Source organism: Sphingopyxis macrogoltabida (assembly GCF_001307295.1).
Lineage (GTDB): Bacteria > Pseudomonadota > Alphaproteobacteria > Sphingomonadales > Sphingomonadaceae > Sphingopyxis > Sphingopyxis macrogoltabida_B.
In genome coordinates, this window is the sequence record NZ_CP012700.1 from 4,107,365 (window position 1) to 4,129,444 (window position 22,080).

The window sequence follows — 22,080 nt, forward strand, 5'->3', positions numbered from 1 at the left end:
TCGGTCCAAAGGTTTACGTGAACGTAAAGGGAAAGGAAGCGAAGATGGACTTCGATCTCACCGACCGGCAGGTCTATTGGCGCGACCGGGTTCGCGATTTCATCGAGCGCAAGGTCCGCCCCGCGGTGCCGACCTACAAGCAGCAGGACGCCGCGGGCGACCGCTGGAAGGTAATCCAGATCGTCGAGGATCTGAAGGCCGAAGCGAAGGAAGCCGGCATCTGGAACCTGTTCATGCCGCCGCGCAGCGGCGCGCACCATCATGTCGACGAGACGTTCGAGTTCGAAGGGCCCGGCCTTTCCAACCTCGAATATGCGCTGTGCGCCGAGGAAATGGGCCGCGTCGGTTTCGCGAGCGAGGTGTTCAACTGCTCGGCGCCCGACACCGGCAATATGGAGGTGTTCCACCGCTACGGCACGCGCGCGCAGAAGGAAAAATATCTCGGCCGGCTGATGAACGGCGAAATCCGCTCAGCCTTTCTGATGACCGAGCCGCGCGTCGCCTCGTCCGACGCGACGAACATCGAGACGCGCATCGAGCGCGACGGCGACGACTATGTCATCAACGGCACCAAATGGTGGTCGTCAGGCGCCGGCGATCCGCGCTGCGAAGTCGCGATCGTGATGGGCAAGACCGATTTCGCCGCCAAGCGCCATGCGCAGCAGTCGATGGTGCTGATGCCGTTGAACGCGCCGGGCGTGAACATCCTGCGCCACCTGCCCGTCTTCGGTTATGACGACGCGCCGCACGGCCATATGGAAATCGAACTGAAGGACGTCCGCGTCAACGCCGAGGAAGCGATGCTGCTCGGCGAAGGCCGCGGCTTCGAGATCGCGCAGGGGCGCCTCGGGCCGGGACGCATCCACCATTGCATGCGCACCATCGGGGTGGCGGAGGAAGCGATCGCCAAGATGGCGAAGCGGCTGCAGTCGCGCGTCGCCTTCGGCCGCAAGGTCGCCGAATACAGCATCTGGGAACATCGCCTCGCCCGCGCGCGCATCGACATCGAGATGACGCGCCTCCTCTGCCTGAAGGCGGCCGACATGATGGACAAGGTCGGCAACAAGTCCGCCGCGGCCGAAATCGCGATGATCAAGGTGCAGGCGCCGAACATGGCGCTGAAGATCATCGACGATGCGATCCAGGCGCATGGCGGCGCCGGCGTCTCCGAGGACTTCGGCCTTGCACAGGTCTATGCGCACCAGCGCACCCTGCGGCTTGCCGACGGACCCGACGAAGTGCACGAACGCGCCATCGCCCGCATCGAATTCGCCAAGCACAGCGAAGCGAGCGACCCGGGCTTCTCGTCGGGCGACATCGGCGCGACGCGTTAAACGCATCGACCTAAGCCGAATATCGTCATTGCGAGGAGCGAAGCGACGAAGCAATCTCCAGCCATCGGCCTTGCGCCATGATCCAGGCTGGAGATTGCTTCGCTCCGCTCGCAATGACGGAATTGGATAAGCGGGTTTTGCCCCGCAAAAATGGGAAAGGTTGCAGTTCCACATGACCAAGGCCGCGATCCTGATCGAACCCGGCAAGCCGCTCGTCATCGAAGATGTGGTGGTCGCCGATTGCGGCCCGCACGAGGTGCGCATCCGCACCGCCGCGTGCGGGCTCTGCCATTCGGACCTGCACTTCATCGACGGCGCCTATCCGCACCCACTTCCGGCCATTCCCGGCCATGAAGCGGCGGGGATCGTCGAAGCGGTCGGCAGCGAAGTGCGCACGGTGAAGGTCGGCGACGCGGTCGTCACCTGCCTTTCGGCCTTCTGCGGCCATTGCGAATTCTGCGTATCGGGACGGATGTCGCTGTGCATGGGCGGCGACACGCGGCGGCCGGCGGGGTCGGCGCCGCGCATCACGCGCCCCGACGGTTCGCCGGTCAACCAGATGCTCAACCTCAGCGCCTTTTCCGAGACGATGCTGGTCCACGAACATGCCTGCGTCGCGATCGATCCCGACATGCCGCTCGACCGCGCGGCGGTAATCGGCTGCGCGGTGACGACGGGCGCGGGGACGATCTTTAACGCGTGCAAGGTGACACCGGGCGAGACGGTTGCGGTCGTCGGTTGCGGCGGCGTCGGGCTGGCGACGATCAACGCCGCGAAGATCGCCGGCGCGGGGCGGATCATCGCTGCCGACCCGGTATCCGAAAAACGCGAACTCGCGAAGAAACTCGGCGCGACCGACGTGGTCGATGCGCTCGCCGACGATGCCGCGAAGCAGATTCTCGAAATCTCGAAGGGCGGTGTCGACCATGCGATCGAGGCGGTCGGCCGGCCGGCTTCGGCGAGCCTTGCCGTAGCCTCGCTGCGCCGCGGCGGCACCGCGACGATCCTCGGCATGATGCCGCTCACTGAAAAGGTCGGGCTCGGCGCGATGGACCTGCTCAGCGGCAAGAAATTGCAGGGCGCGATCATGGGCGGCAACCGCTTCCCCGTCGATATCCCGCGCCTCGTCGATTTCTACCTGCGCGGGCTGCTCGACCTCGACAGCATCGTCGCCGAGACGATCCCGCTCGAGAAGATCAACGAAGGGTTCGACAAGATGAAGAAAGGCGATGCCGCGCGGTCGGTGATCGTGTTCGACCAATGACGCTCGACGCGCAAAAGGCCTTCAGCGGCACCGTCGCGCCCGAGGGCGCCGATGTCCTCGACGAGGCGAAGCTGACCGCGTGGATGGCGGCGCATGTCGAGGGGTTCGAAGGCCCGCTGACGCAGGGCAAATTCGCCGGCGGCCAGTCGAACCCGACCTACAAGATCAGCGCGCCGTCGGGCAACTATGTGCTCCGCCGCAAGCCCTTCGGTCCGCTGCTGCCGTCGGCGCATGCGGTCGACCGCGAGTATAAGGTGCAGGCGGGCCTTTATAAGGCGGGCTTCCCCGTCGCGCGCCAATATGGCCTGTGCACCGACGACGATGTCGTCGGGAGCTGGTTTTATGTGATGGGCATGGTCGACGGCCGGACGATCTGGGACGGCGCGATGCCGGGATCGACCCCCGAAAACCGCCGCGCCACCTATGATGCGATGATCGACACGCTCGCCGCGCTGCACAGCGTCGATATCGAGGCGGCCGGGCTGTCGGATTTCGGCAAGCCCGGGAATTATTTCGGGCGCCAGGTCGACCGCTGGACCAAACAGTACCGGCTTTCCGAAACGGAGACGATGGACGAGATGGAGCGGCTGATCGAATGGCTGCCCGCGACGCTGCCCGAACAGACGCGCACCAGCGTCGTCCACGGCGACTATCGCATCGACAATATGATCTTCGCGCATGACCGGCCCGAGGTTCTCGCCGTGCTCGACTGGGAGCTGTCGACGCTTGGCGATCCGCTGGCCGATTTCACCTATGTCGCGATGGCGTGGGTGACCGAGAATGGCGGGCGGTCGGGCGTCATGGACCTCGATCGCAAGGCGCTCGGCATTCCCGAACTCGACGAGGTCGTCGAACGCTATTGCGCCGCCACCGGCCGCGACGGCGTGCCCGACATGAACTGGTATTTCGCGTACAACTTCTTCCGCCTCGCCGGGATCATCCAGGGGATCAAGAAGCGGGTGATCGAGGGCACCGCCTCGTCGCAGCACGCAAGGGACATGTCCGAACGCGTCCGCCCGCTCGCCGAAAAGGCGTGGGATTTTGCCAAGAAGGCCGGCGCATGAGCCTGTTCGACCTTAGCGGCAAGGTCGCGATCGTCACCGGCTCGTCGCGCGGCATCGGCCGCGCGATTGCCGAGGAATATGCCGATCATGGCGCAAGGGTGGTGATCACCAGCCGCAATATCGAGCCGTGCGAAGAGGTCGCGGCGGCGATCAACGCCCGGCATCCCGGCCACGCGATCGCGGTATCGTCGAGCCTGTCGTCGAAGGAATCCTTGCAGGCGATGGTCGATGCCGGGCGCGCGGCGTTCGGCCCGATCGACATCCTCGTCTGCAACGCGGCGTCGAACCCGCATTACGGGCCGATGGAGACGATCAGCGACGAGGCACTGCGCAAGACGCTCGACCATAATATTGTCGCGCAGCATTGGCTGATCACGATGGTCGTCCCCGACATGCGCGCGCGCGCTTCGGGATCGATCATCCTCGTCTCGTCGATCGGCGGGCTGCGCGGGACGCCGATCATCGGGACTTATGCGATCACCAAGGCCGCCGACATCCAGATGGTCAAGAATCTGGCGCGCGAGTTCGGCCCCTCCAACATCCGTATCAATGCGATCGCGCCGGGCCTCGTCAAAACCGATTTTGCCAAGGCGCTGTGGGAAAATCCCGAAAATCTGAAAGCCTCGACCTCGAACGCGTGCCTCGGCCGCATCGGCGAGCCGCGCGAGATTGCGGGCGCGGCGGTATTCCTGGGGTCGGGTGCGGCAAGTTTCATGACCGGGCAGACGGTCGTGGTCGATGGAGGTGTGGTGGTATGAGCGGAGCATTGGACGGCAAGGTTGCGATCATCACCGGTGCGGGGTCGGGAATCGGCCGCGCGAGCGCGCTGCGTTTCGCCGCCGAGGGCGCGAAGCTCGTCATCGGCGACAAGACGGCGGCGGTGCACGACACCGCAAAGCTGGTGAAGGACGCCGGCGGCGAGGTCGTCGCGCTGGAGATCGACGCCGGCGTCGAGGCCGATGTCGCCAGCCTCGTCGCGGCGGCGCAGGAAAGCTATGGCGCGCTCGACGTAGCGTTCGCCAATGCCGGGATCATCGGCGACATGGGCGGCATCTTCGATTTCGACCCCGATGCCTGGGCCGAGACGCTGCGCGTCAATCTGATCGGCCCCGCGCTGATGGTGAAGCATGCCGGCAAGGCGATGGTCGATCAGGGCCGCGGCGGGGCGATCGTGCTGACCGCGAGCGTTGCCGGGATCAATTCGGGCGCCGGGCCGGGCGCTTACTCGGCATCGAAAGCGGGTGTCATCAACCTCGCCAAGGTCGCGGCACAGCAGCTTTCGACGAGCGGCGTGCGCGTCAACGCCGTCTGCCCCGGGCTGACCGAAACCGGGATGACCAAACCGACCTTCGACTATGCAAAGGCCAAGGAGGTCACGCACAAGCTCGGCCAGCTCAATCCGCTGAAGCGCGCGGCGCAGCCCGAGGAGCTCGCTAATGTCGCGCTGTTCCTGGCGAGCGACCAAGCGAGCTATGTCAACGGACAGGCGATCGCGGTCGACGGTGGCCTCACCAGTTCGCATCCGGTAACGCGTCAGTTGCTCGGCCAGACCTCGCACTGAGGAGACACGATATGCAATACCGGCAGCTTGGCGACAGCGGCATCGAGGTTTCGGCGATCTGCCTCGGTAGCTGGCTCACCTACGGAGTCGGGGTCGACGACAGCGCCGGGCGCGCCTGCGTCGATGCGGCCTTCGATGCCGGGATCAATTTCATCGACACGTCGAACGTCTATGGCCGCGGCGCTGCCGAAAGCTTTCTCGGCGATGTGCTGAAGGCGCGGCCGCGCGATAGCTATGTACTCGCGACCAAGCTGTTTTTCCCGATGTCGGACAGCGACAGGGGACTGAGCCGGGCGCAGATCGAAAAGCAGATCGACGCCAGCCTGACGCGGCTCCAGACCGATTATGTCGATCTCTATCAATGCCATCGCTACGACCCCGAAACGCCGCTCGAAGAGACGATGGCGGCGCTGTCCGACGTCGTGCGCAGCGGCAAGGCGCGCGCGATCGGCTTTTCCGAATGGTCGCCCGAACAGATCGAGGCGGCGTTGGCGCTCGCGCCGCCGCACGTCAAATTCGTGTCGAGCCAGCCGCAATACAGCCTGATCTATCGCCGCGCGGAGGCGAAGGTGATCCCGGTCAGCATGGCGAACGGCATCGGCCATATCGTATGGTCGCCGCTCGCGATGGGCGTGCTCAGCGGCAAATATGCGCCGGGTGCAACGCCGCCCGCCGGCACCCGCGCGGCAGGCGACGATGCGGCGTTCATGAAGCTCTATATGACCGACCCGGTGCTCGAAGCCGTGCAACGGCTGCGGCCGGTCGCCGACAAGACGGGCTGCAGCGTGGCGCAGCTCGCGATCGGCTGGGTCCTCGCGCAGCCGGGCATCACCAGCGCAATCGTCGGCGCAAGTCGCCCCGAGCAGCTCCGCGAGACTGCCGCCGCGGCAGACCTCGATATCGACCCCGCCTTGCTCGCCGAGGCTGCCGCCATCCTCGAAGGAGTTCGCGTTTCGTGAGCCGCAAAGTGATTCAGGGTTTCGACACCGCGCGGCTGGACCGCATCCCCGCCTTCCTCGCCACCCGATATGTCGACACCGGACGGCTGCCGCACGCGGCGACGCTCGTCTCGCGGCGCGGCGAGATCGCGCATCGCTCGTGCATCGGCGAAGCACGTCCCGGCGAGGCGCTGAAAGACGACGCGATCTATCGCATCGCGAGCATGACCAAGCCGATCACCAGCGTCGCCTTCATGATGCTGGTCGAGGAGGGCAAGGTCGCGCTGTCGGACCCGCTGGTGAAGTTCTGCCCCGAATTCGCCGACACCGGCGTCTTCGTCGCCGGCGGCGGCAACGTCCCCTTTCTCACTCGCCCGCCGACGCAGCCGATCCGCATGGTCGACCTGCTGCGCCACACTGCCGGGCTGACCTACGGCTTTCAGGAAAGAACTCCGGTCGATGCCGCGTATCGCAAGGCGCGGATCGACGATTTCGACGCCGATTATACGATGGACAGCTTCATCGCAGGTCTCGCGAAAATTCCGCTCCAGTTCGATCCCGGCGCGCACTGGAATTATTCGATGGCGACCGACGTGCTCGGCGCGGTGATCGAGCGGATCGAAGGCAAGCCGTTCGGCGCGGTGCTGCAGGAGCGCATCTTCGGCCCGCTCGGCATGGTCGATACCGGCTTCAAGGTGCCCGCCGAGCAGCAGCACCGGCTGACCGACGCTTATGCCTTTCACCAAAAGGACAAGATGCAGGGTTTCGACGGCGGCGCGCGCAGCCGCTGGGCGAAGGACCGCAGCTTCGAATCGGGCGGCGGCGGGCTCGCCTCGACGGTCGACGATTATCACCGCTTCTGCCTGATGCTGCTCGGCGGCGGCAAGCTCGGCGACACGCGGATCATCAGCCGCAAGACATTGGACCTGATGACGTCGAACCACCTCGTCGGCGGTGGCGACCTGACGCAGCACAGCGTCGGCATCTTTTCCGAGGACGAAAATGCCGGGGTCGGCTTCGGGCTCGGCTTTGCGGTCACGCTTGATCCGGCGGCCGCCGGCATTCCCGGCTCGGCGGGCGATTATTATTGGGGCGGCATGTTCTCGACCGGTTTCTTCGTCGATCCGGTCGAGGAAATCTGCATGGTCTTCATGACCCAGCTCATGCCCTCCTCCACCTATCCCGTGCGGCGCGAGGTCAAGACCCTCGTCCATGCCGCGATCGATGACTGACAGCTAAACCAAGGAGTCTCCCATGTCCGAAGAAACCCCCAACAGCGTTACGATGGAAAAGGACGGCGAAGTCGCCGTCGTCATCGTCAACAACCCGCCGGTCAATGCGCTGAGCTGGCATGTCCGTGAAGGGCTGGCCAATCATTTCGCCGCCGCGCTCGCTGACGATGGCGTCAAGGCGATCGTCCTGCGCTGCGACGGCAGCACCTTCATCGCCGGCGCCGATATCAGCGAGTTCGGCAAGGCGCCGCGCGGCCCCGATTTCAACGCGGTGCTGAACAGCATCGAAGCCGCGACCAAGCCGGTCGTCGCCGCGATCCACGGAACGGCGCTCGGCGGCGGGCTCGAAACCGCGCTCGTCTGCCATTATCGCGTCGCCGTGCCCTCGGCGAAGCTTGGCGTCCCCGAAGTCAAGCTCGGCCTGCTACCCGGTGCCGGCGGCACCCAGCGCCTGCCGCGCGTCGTCGGCGTCGAGGCGGCGGCGACGATGACCTCGCTCGGCGAGCCGATTCCGGCCGCCAAGGCGAAGGACCTCGGCCTCGTCGACGCCCTCGCGGGCGAGGACAGCCTGGCCGCCGATGCGATCGCCTTTGCCCGCACCAAGATCGCCGACGGGCCGCGTCCGACGCGCGAACGCAAGGTGTTCGGCGACGTCGCGGTGATCGAACAGCTCAAGACCGCCAATGCCAAGCGCTGGCGCGGGTTCGAGGCGCCCTATGCGAACCTCGCCTGCGTCGAGGCGGCGACCCGGCTGCCGTTCGACGAGGGCCTCGCCTTCGAGCGCGAGCAATTCACCAAGCTGATGTTCGGCAGCCAGTCGGCGGCGCAGCGCCACATCTTCTTCGCCGAGCGGCAGGCCGCGAAGATCGACGGTCTGCCCAAGGATATCAAGCTGCGCGACATCAAACGCGTCGGCATCATCGGCGCCGGCACGATGGGCGGCGGCATCATGATGAACTTCCTGCAGAAAGGCATCCCCTGCACGATCGTCGAGATGCAGCAGGACGCGCTCGACCGCGGCCTCGGCGTCATTCGCAAGAATTACGACGCGTCCGCGGCAAAGGGCCGTTTCAAGCCCGAACAGGTCGACCAGATGATGGGGCTGATCACCCCGTCGCTCGAACTCGAAGCGCTCGCCGACTGCGATCTGATCATCGAGGCGGTCTATGAGGATATGGGCGTCAAGAAGGAGATCTTCGGCAAGCTCGACAAGATCGCCAAGCCCGGCGCGATCCTCGCGTCGAACACCAGCTATCTCGACGTCAACGAGATCGCGGCGGCGACGAGCCGCCCGGGCGACGTGCTGGGCATGCACTTCTTCTCGCCCGCGAACGTCATGAAGCTGCTCGAGGTCGTGCGCGGCGACAAGACCGCCGACGATGTCCTCGCCACCGCGATGGCCATCGGCAAGAAGATCGGCAAGGTCGCGGTCGTCGCGGGCGTCTGCCACGGCTTCATCGGCAACCGCATGCTCTCGCCGCGCCAGATCGAGGCGCAGAAACTGTTGCTCGAAGGCGCGACCCCGGCGCAGGTCGACAAGGTCCACACCGATTTCGGCATGCCGATGGGCCCGTTCCAGATGAGCGACCTTGCCGGCGTCGACATCGGCTGGCACCGCGACCCGAACCGGATCGAAAGCATCCGCGACGCGCTGTGCGCCGAAGGGCGCTGGGGCCAGAAGAAGCAGGCGGGCTTCTACGACTATGACGACAAGCGCAATCCGTCGGAAAGCGCGCGCGTCGCCGAGATCATTGACGAATTCCGCAACAAGGCGGGGATCGAAAAGCGCGAGGTGACCGATCAGGAAATCGTCGAGCGCACGCTCTATCCGATGGTCAACGAGGGCGCCCTGATCCTCGCCGAGGGCAAGGCGCAGCGGGCTTCGGACATCGATGTCGTGTGGATCTATGGCTATGGCTGGCCGGTCTATCGCGGCGGTCCGATGTTCTGGGCCGGGCTGGAAGGCACCGACAAGATCGCCGCGGCGCTCGAAAGCCACGGCTTCGAGGTTGCACCGCTGCTCAAGGAAAAGGCGGCGGCGAAGGCCGGTTTCTGAACCACCCGCGGATAAACAAGACGAGGCCGCCTGTCCCGGCGTGGGGCAGGCGGCCTTTTCTTTGTCAAAGTTCCACCGCCAGTGCTGCGGAAATATTGCGATTCAGGGTTAAAGGACTGGCAAGACCTGCCGTCAGGGCAGAGCATGAACGCCATGCCCGTTACCGCCATCCTGCTCCTCTCCGCGAGCGCCCCGGCCGCCACCCCGACGCCGCAGCCGACCGCCATCGCCGTGGCGCGCGCGCGGATCGTGTCGCCCGCCGAGGTGCGGCGGGTGGACGGCCGGATCGAGATCCGCACCGGTGAGAAGAGCGCACCGACACAGGTGCACCGCACGCCACGCCGCGACGGCGGCGAGACAGCGGATTTTTACTGAGTGGCTCGGATGCACGCGTGACGGCGAGTTTTGGCCGTTTGCTGCCGTAACTGGCATGTACCCCGGCGAAGGCCGGGGTCTAGGGCGTAAGCGCGCGGCGCTGGCTTTCCAACGCTCTGGACCCCGGCCTTCGCCGGGGTACACAAAACGGGCGAACGTCCGCTCCACCCTAAAGCCGCTACGCCTTCCTGCGCGAGGGCAGCGATCAGCCCTGCAAAGTCTGGATAATCGCCGAAAAGTCGCGGCCATCCTTGTCGGCTTCGACAAACGCCTCATACAATTCGCGTGCCTTCGATCCCATCGGGACATCGGCGTCGACGCTCGCCGCCGCTTCCATCGCGAGACGCAAATCCTTGAGCATCAGCGCTGCTGCGAAACCGCCCTTGTAACCATTGTCGGCGGGGGTCGCCGGTCCGACGCCGGGGAGCGGCGCATAGCTGGTGAGCGACCAGCACTGGCCCGAGCTGACCGAGGCGATGTCGAAGAATTTCTGCGGATCGAGCCCGAGCTTCTGCGCGAGCGCGAGCGTCTCGCATGTCGCGACCATCGAGGCGCCGAGCAGCATATTGTTGCAGATCTTCGCGCCCTGCCCAGCGCCCGCGTCGCCGGCGTGGATCACCGCCTTGCCCATCTTGGCGAGGATCGGTTCGGCGCGCGCGAAGCCGTCATCGGTGCCGCCGACCATGAAGGTCAGCGTCCCCGCATTGGCCGCGGCGATGCCGCCCGAAACGGGCGCATCGATCGCAACGAGGCCTTTGGCGGTCGCGGCCTCGATATTGGCGCGCGCGGTGGCGACGTCGATTGTCGAGCAGTCGAGCAGCAAGGTGCCGGGCGCCGCGTTCGGGAAGACGTCGGCTTCGTAGACCGACGCGACATGCTTGCCCGCCGGGAGCATGGTGACGACGGCTTCGGCGCCGGTCACCGCCTCGGCAGCCGATGCAGCGCGGGTGCAGCCGGCCTCGACCGCGCGCGCCAGCGCTTCTTCGCTAAGGTCGAAGGCGCGGACGTCGTGCCCCGCCTTCGCGAGGTTCGCGGCCATCCCGCCGCCCATATTGCCGAGTCCGATAAAGGCGATTTTCATAGCAGTTCCAATTCACCCAGAATGATGGACACCCCCACGAGAATGAAGAGAGGTCCAAGAATGAACCCGAGGATGGCCTGAAGATATTTGAGAAACCAATCGAGCTTCGTGAGCGGCAGCGGCGCTTCGCCGGTCGGTCGCAGAATAGCCGCTTCCAGAATGTTGATCGTTTCCTGTTTGCGGTATCGCCAGTGATTCCAGCCGGCCAAAAGGGCGACAACCCCGATGGCCAGCGAAATCAGGCCGGCGATCACCGCCCCTTCCACACGCCTTCGCGCTTCTCGATGAAGGCGGCCATGCCTTCGGCCTTGTCCTCAGTCGCCGCGAGAATCTGGAACAGGCGGCGTTCGTAGATCAGGCCCTGATCGAGCGTCGTTTCGAACGCGGCGTTGACCATATCCTTGTTCACCATCGCCGCCATCGGCGGCATCGATGCGATCGTGGTCGCGGTCTTCACCGCTTCATCGACCAGCGTCGCATGCTCGACGACGCGGGCGACGAGGCCCGAGCGCTCGGCCTCGGCGGCGTCCATCATCCGGCCGGTGAGGCACATTTCCATCGCCTTCGCCTTGCCGATCGCGCGCGTCAGCCGCTGCGACCCGCCCATCCCCGGCGCGACGCCGAGCTTGATTTCGGGCTGGCCGAATTTCGCCTTGTCGCTGGCGATGATGAAGTCGGCCATCATCGCCAGTTCGCAGCCGCCGCCCAAGGCGAAACCGTTGACCGCCGCGATCCACGGCTTGCGCACCTTCTTCACGAAGTCGCTCGTCCATTTCGAGAAAAAGTCCTCGAGATAGAAATCGGCCGCCGACTTGTCGGCCATCTCCTTGATGTCGGCGCCCGCGGCGAACGCCTTGTCGCCCGATCCGGTGAGCACGGCGCAGCGCTGGCTGCCGTCGGCCTCATAGGCCGCAAAGGCCGCGATCAGGTCTTCGAGCACGCCCGAATTGAGCGCGTTCAGCGCCTGCGGGCGGTTCAATGTCACCAAGGTGACGGCGCCGCGCGTTTCGACGAGGAGGGTTTCGTAGGTCATTCTTTTCTCCGTCGCCCCCGCGAAGGCGGGGGCCGTTGGCATTCTGACTGCGACCGATCCCAGCTTTCGCTGGGATGACGATCAAGTGAGCGGGGTCCATTTCTCGTTTTCGGGGAGCGGCGCGAAGATCGCGTCGATCCAGTCGTCGGTGACCGCCTCGGGCGTCGGCGGGTCCCATTTCGGGCTGTTGTCCTTGTCGATAATCAGCGCGCGGACGCCCTCGATGAAATCGTGCATCGCGACGACGCGGCTGCCGATCGCATATTCCTGCGTCATCTGCGCGGCGAAATCGTGCATCTCGCCGCCTTCCTTCAATTGGCGCAGCGCCACCTTGCAGGTCTGCGGACTCTTGCCGCGCAGCGCATCGAGCTCCTTCGCCGCCCATTCGCCGCCATCGGCTTCGAGCGCGGCGAGGATGTCCTCATAGGTGTCGCTCGCAAACAGGCGGTTGATCTTGTCGATCTGCCCGGTGATCGCGGCGGGCGGCGCGGTGACCGCGAGGTCGCCGAGGATGCCGCCGATGCGGTCGGGATGCGCGGCGATGCGGTCCTTGGCCTCGGCGAGCTTCTCCGACGGCAGATAATGCGTCGCGAGGCCGAGCGCGAGGCAATCGGCGCCGTCGAGCCGCGCGCCGGTGAGCGCGAGGAACACGCCGACGCGGCCTTCGAGGCGCGGCAGGTACCAGCCGCCGCCGACGTCGGGGAACAGGCCGATCCCGGTCTCGGGCATCGCGAAGCGCGTATGTTCGGTCGCGACGCGATATTTCGCCGGCTGCGAAATGCCGACCCCGCCGCCCATCGTGATGCCGTCCATGAAGGCGACGACGGGCTTCGCATAGGTGAAGAGCAGATGGTTGAGGCGATATTCGGTGTGGAAGAAGAAACGCGCCTCCTCGCTGTCCTTCGCGCCGCTTTCGGCGAGCATGCGGATGTCGCCGCCGGCGCAGAAGCCGCGCCCTTCGCTATGGTCGATGATCACCGCCTCGACGCTATCGTCGCCCTGCCACTTCAGCAGCGCGTCGATCATCGCCTGACACATCGGCAGGTTGAGCGCGTGGATCGCCTTGGGGCGGTTGAGCGACAGGCGGCCGACGCGGCCGTCGGTCGAGATCAAGACATCGTTTGTAGATTCTGGGGTCATTGGCGCAGCAGGTCCCTTCCGACAATCATCCGCATCACCTGGTTGGTGCCTTCGAGGATCGAATGGACGCGCAGGTCGCGCCAGAAACGCTCGATCGGATAGTCGCGCAGATAGCCGTAGCCGCCGAACAGCTGCAGCGCGTCGTTGACGATCTTGCTGCCATTATCGGTCGCGAGCCGCTTCGCCATCGCCGAGAAGCGCGACTTGTCGGGGGCGTTGGCGGTAACCTTGGCTGCGGCGAGATAGAGCAGCGCGCGCGAGGCCTCGAGGTCGGTCGCCATGTCGGCGAGCATGAACTGGGTGTTCTGGAAATCGGCGATCGGCTGCCCGAACTGCTGGCGGTCCTTGCTATAGGCGATCGCCTCGTCGAGGCAGCGCTGCGCACCGCCGAGCGAGCAGGCACCGATGTTGAGGCGGCCGCCGTCGAGCCCCGCCATCGCGAAGCGGAAACCATCGCCCTCCGCGCCGACCAGATTTTCGACCGGCACGCGGCAATCCTCGAAGATCACCTGCGCGGTCGGGGAGGCGTTCCAGCCGAGCTTTTTCTCGGGCGCACCGAAGCTCAGACCCGGCGTATCCTTTTCGATGACGAGGCAGCTAATGCCCTTCGACTTCTCGTCGCCGGTGCGGACCATGCAGACATAGATGTCGTTGTAGCCGGCGCCCGAGATAAACTGCTTGGTGCCGTTGAGGACATAATGGTCGCCGTCCTTCTTCGCCGTCGTCTTGAGCGCCGCGGCGTCCGAGCCCGAGCCCGGTTCGGTCAGACAATAGCTCGCGATCTTTTCCATGCTGACGAGTTCGGGCAGGAAGCGCGCCTTGACCTCGGCGCCGCCGAAGCGATCGATCATCCATGTCGCCATATTATGGATCGAGACATAGGCGCTGGTCGCGGGACAGCCATAAGCCATCGCCTCCATGATCAGCGCCGCCTCCAGCCGGCCGAGCCCGATGCCACCCGATTCCTCGGCGACGTAAATGGCGCCGAAGCCGAGCTCGCCCGCCGCTTTCCACACCTCGACGGGATAATGGCTTTTCTCGTCCCACTCGGCCGCGAAGGGCGTGATGCGGTCGGCAGTGAATTTGCGCGCCATATCCTGGATGGCGAGCTGGTCGTCGGTAAGCTGGAACTGGTCGGTCATGGTCACTTCTCTAAAATGGCTTCGGCTTCGATTTCGACTTTCCATTCGGGGCGGATCAGCGCCGGCACAACCAGCATTGTCGATGCCGGTCGGACATTTTTGAATGCCGATCCATGCGCCCGCCCCACCAGATCGGCATCCGCAGCGTCGGTAATGTACATGCGCGTGCGCACGACGTCTGCGGGCGAGCCGCCTAGCGCTTCGAGCGCTTCGCTTATGATCGTCAGGCAGCGCGCCGCCTGCGCTCCCGCATCACCGGGGGTCGACGAACCGTCGGGCTCGATCGGCGCGCAGCCCGCGACGTCGATGCGATTCCCCACCCGAACCGCCCGGCTGTAGCCATAGACGGGTTCGAAGGGGGATGCGGAGCTATGGTTACGTCGGCTGGATTCAGCCACAGGTGACCTGCGTGATCTTCGAGGCGTCGTCGTACATGATGTTCACACGGTCGACGCGATAATCCATCGTCATCGCGGTGCGCGGCGGGCCCCAGCGCAGCGTGCGCGCACCCGATGCCTTGAGGATCGCCGCGCCGAGTTCGGGCGAAACGCTCTGGCCGACATAGCTTTGCACCGCGTCGGCCTTGCACGTCATTTCGGCTTCGGGCGGCGGCGGAGTCGATTCGGGCGGCCGTTCCTGCGTGCAGGCGGCGAGCGGCAGAACGGCGGCGATTGCCATGATGCGAATGTCCATCGTGAGTCTCCCTTGCAAAGCCGTCATCCGGCACAGCGCGTATAGCGTATCGGCTCGGCCGCGGCACCCTCGCCGCTATCGCGACGAACGAGCGTCTTGCCGCCGTCGGCGAGTTCGAGCTGCATCCGGCGATCCCATTCCTCGCCCTCGCCGCTGAAGCGGTAGTCGGCGACGATCCGCTCGGCACCGCTTTCGCGAACCCGGGCGAGTTCGCCGTGTGATTCGAAGAAGCGCAGGTTGGCGGAGTCGATGACCAGCGCGGTGAGGTCGGTTCCCCGTTTCGCCGCACAATCGGCGGCTTTCAGCGCCCAGCGACCACGGATCGCGGCGGGGATCGACTTGCCGTCGCCGACAGTCTCCGCCGTTTCCTTCGTGGGCGCCGGCTCGGCGGCAGCTTCGGGCAGGTCCCCGTCCACCGCCGTTTCGGGCGCCGGGCGGTCGGCCTTTTGCAACGGCGAAATCTCGGCCGTGTCTTCCGGTCCGGACTTGTCCTCGCCGCCGCTGCACGCGGCGAGAAGCAGCACCATGGCGGGAAGCATGAAGCGGGTCATTTCTCGTCTCCTTCGGAAGGAGAAATGCCCGGTGCGGCGCGCGGGTTTCATTGCGCGCCGCTTTCGCCGGACAGGGTCGGACGCCGCCGCAACCGGCGTTACCCCATCGTCGGGATGACGAAGGCGTTGCCGCCATCGGGCGACCCGTCGGGCCAGCGCGCAGTGATCGTCTTGACCTTGGTCCAGAATTTCACGCCTTCCATGCCGTGCTGGTTGGTGTCGCCGAACGCCGAGCGCTTCCAGCCGCCGAAGCTGTGATAGGCGACCGGCACCGGGATCGGCACGTTGATGCCGACCATGCCGACATTGACCCGCGCGGCGAATTCGCGCGCCGCGTGGCCGTTGCGCGTGAAGATCGCGACGCCGTTACCGTACTGATGCTTCGACGGCAGTTCGAGCGCGCTTTCGAAATCGGCGGCGCGGACGATCTGCAGCACGGGGCCGAAGATTTCTTCCTTGTAGCTTTCCATGTCGGGGGTGACATGGTCGAACAGGGTCGGGCCGACGAAGAAGCCCTTTTCGTGGCCCTGCAGGGTGAAACCGCGGCCGTCGATGACCAGTTCGGCGCCTTCGTCCGCACATTTCTGGATCCAGCCTTCAACCTTGTCCTTGTGCGCCTGCGTCACGACGGGGCCGTAATGCGCTTCGTCGTCGGTCGACACGCCGACGCGCAGCGCCTCGATCGCCGGGACGAGCTTTTCGCGCAGGCGGTTCGCGGTGTCCTCGCCGACGGGGACGACCACGGGCAGTGCCATGCAGCGCTCGCCCGCCGAGCCGAAAGCGGCGCCGGTCAGGTCGTTGACGACCTGATCGAGGTCGGCGTCGGGCATCACGATGCCGTGATTCTTCGCGCCGCCCATCGCCTGCACGCGCTTGCCGTTGGCGACGCCGCGATTGTAGACATAATGCGCGATGTCGGACGAGCCGACGAAGCTGATCGCGCCGATATCGGGATGGTCGAGGATCGCGTCGACCATTTCCTTGTCACCATGGACGGTCTGGAAGATGCCTTCGGGCATGCCCGCTTCGAGGAACAGCTCGGCCAGCCGCACCGGCACGCTGGGGTCGCGCTCGCTGGGCTTGAGGATGAAGGCGTTGCCGACGACGGTCGCGATCGCACCCATCCACAGCGGGATCATCGCCGGAAAGTTGAACGGGGTGATGCCGGCGCCGATACCGATCGGCTGGCGCATCGAATAGACGTCGATGCCCGGGCCCGCGCCGACGGTATATTCGCCCTTCAGGATATGCGGCGCCGCGCAGGCGAATTCGACGACGTCGAGGCCACGCTGGATGTCGCCCTTGGCATCGGCGATCACCTTGCCATGTTCGGCCGACAGGATTTGCGCGAGCTCGTTCATATTGGCTTCGACGAGACGCTTGAAGTCGAACATCACCCGCGCGCGGCGCTGCGGATTGGTCGCCGCCCAGGCGGGCTGCGCGGCCTTTGCGGCCGCGACGGCGCGGTCGAGGACGGCGCGGTCGCCGAGCGCGACCTGCGCCTGGACGCCGCCATTGTTCGGGTCGAGCACATCGGCGAAGCGGCTGCTGCCGCCGGCACCGCCGACGATGTGATGGTCAATCTGTCGCATGGGTCGAATCTCCCGTCTGTGATTGCTCGCTGCAACAGACGAATCGCGCGCTGAAAGCAAGGGATAGACTTGCAGTTTGATCCTGCATATTTGCAGCATATGGATTGGGACAGGCTGCAATATTTCCTGCTCGTCGCGCGGCACGGCACGCTCGCACGCGCCGGCGCGGCGCTAAATGTCGATGCGACGACGGTCAGCCGGCGGGTCAGCGCGCTCGAAGCCGCGCTCGGCCAGACGCTTTTCGAACGGGCGCCGACCGGTTTCGTGCTGACCGCAGCGGGACGCGCCTTGGTCCCGCATGCCGAGGCGATGGCCGCAGCAGCGGCGCGCGTCAATATGGCACCGGGCGGCCGGGCGGGATTGTCGGGGCAGCTCCGCCTCAGCGTGACCGAGGGGTTCGGCAACAGCTTCATCGCGCCGCGGCTCGCGACCTTCGTCGCCGCGCATCCCGAGCTCGAGATCGACCTTGTCGCCTCGTCGGGTTTCCTCAATCCCTCACGGCGCGAGGCCGATATGGCGGTGCTGCTCGCGCGGCCCAGAAAAGGCCCGCTGATCACGCGCAAGCTGTCGGACTACAGCCTCGGCCTTTATGCGCCCGCGAGCCGGCCCGACTGGCAAAAGGCGGTCGGGGCGGCGCCGCTGTCGCGCGCGGGGATTCCGGTGATCGGTTATATGCCCGATATCCTTTACGCGCCCGAACTCGATTATCTCGACGAGATCGAACCGGGGCTGCGCGCCAGCGTGCGGTCGTCGTCGATCCTCGCGCAGCGGCGGATGATCGCGGGCGGCGCCGGGGTCGGCGTGCTCCCCTGCTTCATCGCCGCCGGCGATCCCGGGCTGGTGCGGGTGCGGCCCGAACAGGTCATAGCGCGCGCCTTCTGGCTCGCACTTCACCGCGACGTCGCGCCGCAACCGCGCATCCGGGCGTTCATCGACTGGCTCGACGCCGAGGTGCGCGAGAGCCGGGGACTGCTCGTTCCGGCCTAAGGCCGCCAGTCCGACGCGATCAGGCCGCCCTCCCCGAACAGCCTTGCCATCGCATCCGGCCCGGCTACGGCGGCGCGCAAGTGGTCGGCGAGCGGGTCGTCGACGGGCTCGCCGCTGCGCAGGAAAGCGATCCACGCCGCCACGCCAGCTTCGAGCGAAGGGCAAGGCGCCCCGCGCCGCTGGTGCCAGGCCAGCGTTTCAAGCCAACGCTGCGGGATCTTCTGGCTGCCGTCCATCGCGATCTGGGCGAGCCGGTGGTCGAGCGCCGGATTGGCAAAGCGATCGAGCAGCGCGTCGGCATAGGCGGCAAGGTCCTGACCCGGCGCGGCGGCGATGGTCGGGGCTGCTTCCTCGCGCATCAGCCGTTCGATGACCGGGCGGATATCGGGATCGGCGATCGCCTGATGGACGAACTCATATCCTCGTCCGAGCCCGATATAGGCAAGCGCCGAATGCGCGCCGTTGAGCAGCCGCAGCTTCGCGGTTTCATAGGGCGTGACGTCGGCGACCAGTTCGGCGCCGGCCTCTTCCCAGCACGGGCGCGCGCCGGCGAAATCGTCCTCGATCACCCATTGGCTGAAGGCTTCGGTCACCACCGCGCCCTCGTCGCGGGCGCCGAGCGCGGTTTCGACAGCAGCGCGGTCGGCGTCGGTCGTGGCGGGAACGATCCGGTCGACCATCGTCGCGGGGCAGGTGCATTCGCCGTCGAACCAAGACGCGATACCGGGATGATAAGCGGCGAGATATTCGCGCATCAACCGGCGCAGCACCGCGCCGTTGCCGGCAAGATTGTCGCAGCTGAGCAGGGTGAGCCCGCCCAGCCCCGCCGCCTTGCGTGCCGCGAGCCCGGCCGCGACGAAGCGATAGAGGCTCGATCCGCCGACCGCGGCCGCGAGGTCGAGCGATCCGTCGGAGCGGCGCGAATAGCCTTTCTCGGTCACGGTAAGGCTGACGATATGCGTCGTCGGCGCAGCGATGGCGTCGATCACCGCCTGCGGATGCTCCGCCGCAACGAGCGATTTCTGCACCGCACCGATCAGGCGCAGCCGCGTGCCCGCAGCGCCGCGGGCGCTCACCGTATAGAGCCCGTCCTGCGGGCCGAGCTGTGCAGCGACGTCGGGAGAGCGCAGCGACACCCCGACGATGCGCCAGTCGCGCTCGCCCGCGTTCATCGCATCGTCGGTGTAGACCGCCTGATGCGCGCGGTGGAACGCGCCGATGCCGAGATGGACGATCCCCGTCGCCTGCGCGTGCCGGTCATAGGCCGGGCGCTGCACCGCCGCGGGAAGCGGCGTATCGGGCGACAGCCTCACAGCCGATATGCCTTTCTGGCGAGGTTACAGGCAAGGTCGGCCGCGAGTTCGGCGGCCTCCCATTCCTCCATGCGATGTTCGGCGACGAGCCCGGCGAGGAAGCCGCAGTCGATCCGCCGCGCGACGTCGTGGCGCGCGGGGATCGACAGGAAGGCGCGCGTGTCGTCGTTGAAACCGACGGTGTTGTAGAAGCCCGCCGTCTCGGTGACCTGCGCCCGGAAACGGCGCATCCCCTCCGGGCTGTCGTGGAACCACCAGGCCGGGCCGAGCCACAGCGCCGGATAATGGCCGGCGAGCGGCGCGAGTTCGCGCGCATAACTCGTCTCGTCGAGCGTGAAGAGGATGATCGTCAGCCCCGCCTCGTTGCCATAGCGCGCGAGCAGCGGGCGCAGCGCATGAACATAGTCGGTGCGCATCGGAATATCGGCGCCCTTGTCGCGGCCGTGGCGCGCGAACAGCCCAGGGTTGTGGTTACGGAAACTGCCGGGGTGGATCTGCATCACCAGTCCGTCGTCGAGGCTCATCCCCGCCATCACCGTCAGCATGTGCGCGCGGAACAATTCGGCATCGGCGGCGCTGACCTGGTCGCCGGTGACCCGCGCGAACAGTGCTTCGGCCTCGACGTCCGACAGGTCGGCGGTCGCGGCGGTCGGATGCCCGTGGTCGGTGGAGGTCGCGCCCATGCTTGCAAAGAACTCACGGCGATTGCGATGGGCGGCGAGGTAACCGGTATAGCTGAACGCGTCCTCGCCCGACAATTCGGCGAAGCGCCGGAGATTGTCGCGGAAGCCTTCATATTCGGGATCGACGACGGGGTCGGGGCGATAGGCGGTGATTACGCGCCCGCCCCATTCCCCGCTTTCGTTCGCGGCGCGGATCGCGGCGTGATGCACCAGCGTGTCGAGCGGGCTTTCGGTCGTCGCGATCACCTCGATCCCGAAGCGGTCGAACAAGGCACGCGGGCGGAAGGCATCGCTCGTCAGCGCTTCGCCGATGCGGTCGTAATAGAGGTCGGACATTCCGGCGGAAAATTGAACATCGAATCCGAACACCGCGGCAAACACCCAGTCCATCCACATCCGCGTCGGGGTCCCGCGAAAGAGATGATAGTTTTGCGCGAACAGCCGCCAGCTTTCCCGGGGATCGGCCTGTGCGTTGCCGATGCCGAGCGCATCGAGCGGCACGCCCTGCGAATAGAGCATCCGGAAGACATAATGATCGGGGTGAAGCAGCAGTTCAGCGGCATTGCCGAACGGCGCGTTGCCCGCGAACCAGGCCGGATCGGTGTGGCCGTGCGGGCTGACGATCGGCAGGTCCGCGACCTCGCGATAGAGGCGCCGTGCGATGGCGCGTTGGCCCGGATCGGATGGAAACAACCGGTCGGCATGCAGGATCAACGGGCGCGTCATGTGCCTTCGACGGTGACCGGCGCGAGGCGCGGGCTCAAGAGATGGACCGCGAGCACCGCGAGGAAATAGACGATCGTACACGCCGCAAAGATAAGGGTGTAATTGCCGCCGGTGGCATCGAGTACGAGCCCGGTCGATTTTGCCATGATCATCCCGCCCACGCCGCCCATGAAGCCGCCGAGCCCGATCACCGACCCGACCGCGCGTTTCGGGAACATGTCGGGCGGGACCGAGAGGATCGTCGACGAAAAGGCCTGATGACCCGCGAGCGCGATGCCGATCAGCAGCACCGCAAGCCACATATTGTCGAGCCCGGTGACGAACAGCAAAGGCAGCACGCAGCAGCCGGCGCCGAGCATTGTCGCCTTACGCGCGAAATTGACGCTGCGGCCACGCTCGATCAGTTTCGACGACACCCAGCCGCCGGCGATGCTGCCGACATCGGACAGCAGATACATGACGACCATCGGCAGCAGCACGACCTTGAGGTCGACATCGTAGGTGGCGCTGAAATATTTGGGCAGCCAGAACAGCATCAGGAACCAGACCGGGTCGGTGAGGAACTTGGCCATCGCAAAGGCCCACGCCTCGCGTTTGGTGACGATCCGGCTCCAGCCGAGGCGCGCGACCTTTTCGGGCGGGTCGTGCTCGATCCAGGCGAGTTCGGCCTCGCTGACCTTCCCGCTCTCGCGCGGGTTGCTGTAGAGCCAGAGCCAGAGCAGCAGCAGGACGACGCCGAAGGCGCCGGTATAGATAAATGTCTCGCGCCAGTCGAAACCAAGCACCCGCATGAACAACGCGATCGTCGGCGCGGTCAATATGACGCCGATGGTGGTCGCGCTGTTGACCCAGCCGATCGCATAAGCGCGTTCCTTTTGCGGGAACCACTCGCTCGAGGCGCGGACGACCGAGGGAAAATGCCCCGCCTCGCCCACCCCGAGCACGACGCGCGCAAGCATGAAGGAGACGACCGACGACGCGAAACCATGCGCGACATGGCCGATCGTCCAGATCGCGATCGCGATGCTGTAGCCGACCTTGGGGCCGAAGCGATCGATCAGCCAGCCCATGAGCAGAAAGCCCAGCGCATAGGCGGCCTGGAAAGCGGAGACGATATTGCCATAATCATTCTCGGACCAGCGCAGCTCGTCGCCGAGGACCGGCGCGAGCAGGCCGAGCATCGTGCGGTCGATATAATTGACCGTCGTCGCCGCGAACAGCAGCGCGACGATCAGCCAGCGATAGCGTCCCGCCCTGGGCACCGGCGCCGCTGCTGCCTCCTCGCCCGCGATTGCCTGTGCCATGATTCTCTCCC

Annotated in this window: 22 protein-coding genes; 10 read left to right on the forward strand and 12 right to left on the reverse strand. The window is 65.9% G+C overall.

All coding sequences use genetic code 11. The annotated features are described in order from the left end of the window. Positions 1–44 precede the first annotated feature (44 nt). The 9 genes from AN936_RS19045 (at position 45) to AN936_RS19085 (ending at position 9,824) form a co-directional block, all read left to right on the forward strand. A complete protein-coding gene (locus AN936_RS19045) occupies positions 45–1,334 on the forward strand; it encodes an acyl-CoA dehydrogenase family protein (RefSeq protein WP_054589462.1) in 1,290 nt (429 codons plus the stop codon). Between the two features lie 172 nt (positions 1,335–1,506). Beyond that, positions 1,507–2,598: a Zn-dependent alcohol dehydrogenase gene (locus AN936_RS19050; protein ID WP_054589463.1), complete on the forward strand. Its 1,092-nt coding sequence runs from the start codon at positions 1,507–1,509 to the stop codon at positions 2,596–2,598. Further along, positions 2,595–3,662, forward strand: a complete 1,068-nt coding sequence (locus tag AN936_RS19055) for a phosphotransferase family protein (protein WP_054589464.1) — start codon at positions 2,595–2,597, stop codon at positions 3,660–3,662. Before AN936_RS19050 ends, AN936_RS19055 begins: the two co-directional genes overlap by 4 nt. Beyond that, positions 3,659–4,420: an SDR family oxidoreductase gene (locus AN936_RS19060; protein ID WP_054589465.1), complete on the forward strand. Its 762-nt coding sequence runs from the start codon at positions 3,659–3,661 to the stop codon at positions 4,418–4,420. Before AN936_RS19055 ends, AN936_RS19060 begins: the two co-directional genes overlap by 4 nt. Beyond that, a complete protein-coding gene (locus tag AN936_RS19065; protein ID WP_054589466.1) occupies positions 4,417–5,223 on the forward strand; it encodes an SDR family NAD(P)-dependent oxidoreductase in 807 nt (268 codons plus the stop codon). The genes AN936_RS19060 and AN936_RS19065 overlap by 4 nt, the downstream gene beginning before the upstream one ends. An 11-nt stretch (positions 5,224–5,234) precedes the next feature. Continuing rightward, positions 5,235–6,182 (forward strand): aldo/keto reductase family protein, encoded by a 948-nt coding sequence (locus AN936_RS19070; RefSeq protein WP_054589467.1) that lies wholly within the window; start codon positions 5,235–5,237, stop codon positions 6,180–6,182. 8 nt (positions 6,183–6,190) lie between these two features. Beyond that, positions 6,191–7,393: a serine hydrolase domain-containing protein gene (locus AN936_RS19075; RefSeq protein WP_149037808.1), complete on the forward strand. Its 1,203-nt coding sequence runs from the start codon at positions 6,191–6,193 to the stop codon at positions 7,391–7,393. A gap of 22 nt (positions 7,394–7,415) precedes the next feature. After that, entirely contained in the window at positions 7,416–9,449 is a 2,034-nt protein-coding gene (locus AN936_RS19080; RefSeq protein ID WP_054589469.1) for a 3-hydroxyacyl-CoA dehydrogenase NAD-binding domain-containing protein, read from the forward strand. 144 nt (positions 9,450–9,593) lie between these two features. Continuing rightward, positions 9,594–9,824: a hypothetical protein gene (locus AN936_RS19085; protein WP_054589470.1), complete on the forward strand. Its 231-nt coding sequence runs from the start codon at positions 9,594–9,596 to the stop codon at positions 9,822–9,824. A 205-nt stretch (positions 9,825–10,029) separates the two neighbouring features. On the opposite strand, the gene mmsB is transcribed toward AN936_RS19085, so the two are convergent. From mmsB to AN936_RS19130, 9 genes are all read right to left on the reverse strand, one after another. Continuing rightward, on the reverse strand, positions 10,030–10,905 hold the full coding sequence (gene mmsB / locus AN936_RS19090) for a 3-hydroxyisobutyrate dehydrogenase (protein ID WP_054589471.1): 876 nt from the start codon (positions 10,903–10,905) through the stop codon (positions 10,030–10,032). Further along, positions 10,902–11,159, reverse strand: a complete 258-nt coding sequence (locus tag AN936_RS19095; RefSeq protein WP_149037727.1) for a hypothetical protein — start codon at positions 11,157–11,159, stop codon at positions 10,902–10,904. The genes mmsB and AN936_RS19095 overlap by 4 nt, the downstream gene beginning before the upstream one ends. Further along, on the reverse strand, positions 11,156–11,938 hold the full coding sequence (locus tag AN936_RS19100; RefSeq protein ID WP_054589473.1) for an enoyl-CoA hydratase-related protein: 783 nt from the start codon (positions 11,936–11,938) through the stop codon (positions 11,156–11,158). The genes AN936_RS19095 and AN936_RS19100 overlap by 4 nt, the downstream gene beginning before the upstream one ends. 81 nt (positions 11,939–12,019) lie before the next feature. Continuing rightward, a complete protein-coding gene (locus AN936_RS19105) occupies positions 12,020–13,078 on the reverse strand; it encodes an enoyl-CoA hydratase/isomerase family protein (protein ID WP_054589474.1) in 1,059 nt (352 codons plus the stop codon). Further along, complete coding sequence (locus AN936_RS19110; protein WP_054589475.1) at positions 13,075–14,220, reverse strand: acyl-CoA dehydrogenase family protein; 1,146 nt, start codon at positions 14,218–14,220, stop codon at positions 13,075–13,077. The genes AN936_RS19105 and AN936_RS19110 overlap by 4 nt, the downstream gene beginning before the upstream one ends. A 2-nt stretch (positions 14,221–14,222) precedes the next feature. After that, entirely contained in the window at positions 14,223–14,618 is a 396-nt protein-coding gene (locus AN936_RS19115; protein WP_054589476.1) for a RidA family protein, read from the reverse strand. Then, a complete protein-coding gene (locus tag AN936_RS19120) occupies positions 14,611–14,913 on the reverse strand; it encodes an I78 family peptidase inhibitor (protein WP_054589477.1) in 303 nt (100 codons plus the stop codon). The genes AN936_RS19115 and AN936_RS19120 overlap by 8 nt, the downstream gene beginning before the upstream one ends. Positions 14,914–14,936: 23 nt before the next feature. After that, complete coding sequence (locus tag AN936_RS19125; protein WP_054589478.1) at positions 14,937–15,464, reverse strand: hypothetical protein; 528 nt, start codon at positions 15,462–15,464, stop codon at positions 14,937–14,939. A gap of 98 nt (positions 15,465–15,562) precedes the next feature. Then, positions 15,563–17,056 (reverse strand): CoA-acylating methylmalonate-semialdehyde dehydrogenase, encoded by a 1,494-nt coding sequence (locus tag AN936_RS19130; protein ID WP_054589479.1) that lies wholly within the window; start codon positions 17,054–17,056, stop codon positions 15,563–15,565. A 99-nt stretch (positions 17,057–17,155) separates the two neighbouring features. On the opposite strand from AN936_RS19130, the gene AN936_RS19135 reads away from it, so the two are divergent. Further along, entirely contained in the window at positions 17,156–18,043 is an 888-nt protein-coding gene (locus AN936_RS19135) for a LysR family transcriptional regulator (protein ID WP_054590427.1), read from the forward strand. On the opposite strand, the gene AN936_RS19140 is transcribed toward AN936_RS19135, so the two are convergent. The 3 genes from AN936_RS19140 to AN936_RS19150 are packed head-to-tail and all read right to left on the reverse strand — an operon-like array spanning position 18,040 to position 22,069. Beyond that, entirely contained in the window at positions 18,040–19,356 is a 1,317-nt protein-coding gene (locus tag AN936_RS19140; protein ID WP_234715642.1) for a mannitol dehydrogenase family protein, read from the reverse strand. The two genes, AN936_RS19135 and AN936_RS19140, sit on opposite strands and share 4 nt — an antisense overlap. After that, the gene (gene uxaC, locus AN936_RS19145; RefSeq protein WP_054589480.1) at positions 19,353–20,765 is read right to left on the reverse strand and encodes a glucuronate isomerase; all 1,413 of its coding nucleotides are present in this window, start codon (positions 20,763–20,765) and stop codon (positions 19,353–19,355) included. Before uxaC ends, AN936_RS19140 begins: the two co-directional genes overlap by 4 nt. After that, positions 20,762–22,069 carry an MFS transporter gene (locus AN936_RS19150; protein WP_054589481.1) on the reverse strand — a complete coding sequence of 436 codons (1,308 nt, stop codon included), beginning with the start codon at positions 22,067–22,069 and terminating at the stop codon, positions 20,762–20,764. Before AN936_RS19150 ends, uxaC begins: the two co-directional genes overlap by 4 nt. Between the last annotated feature and the right edge of the window lie 11 nt (positions 22,070–22,080).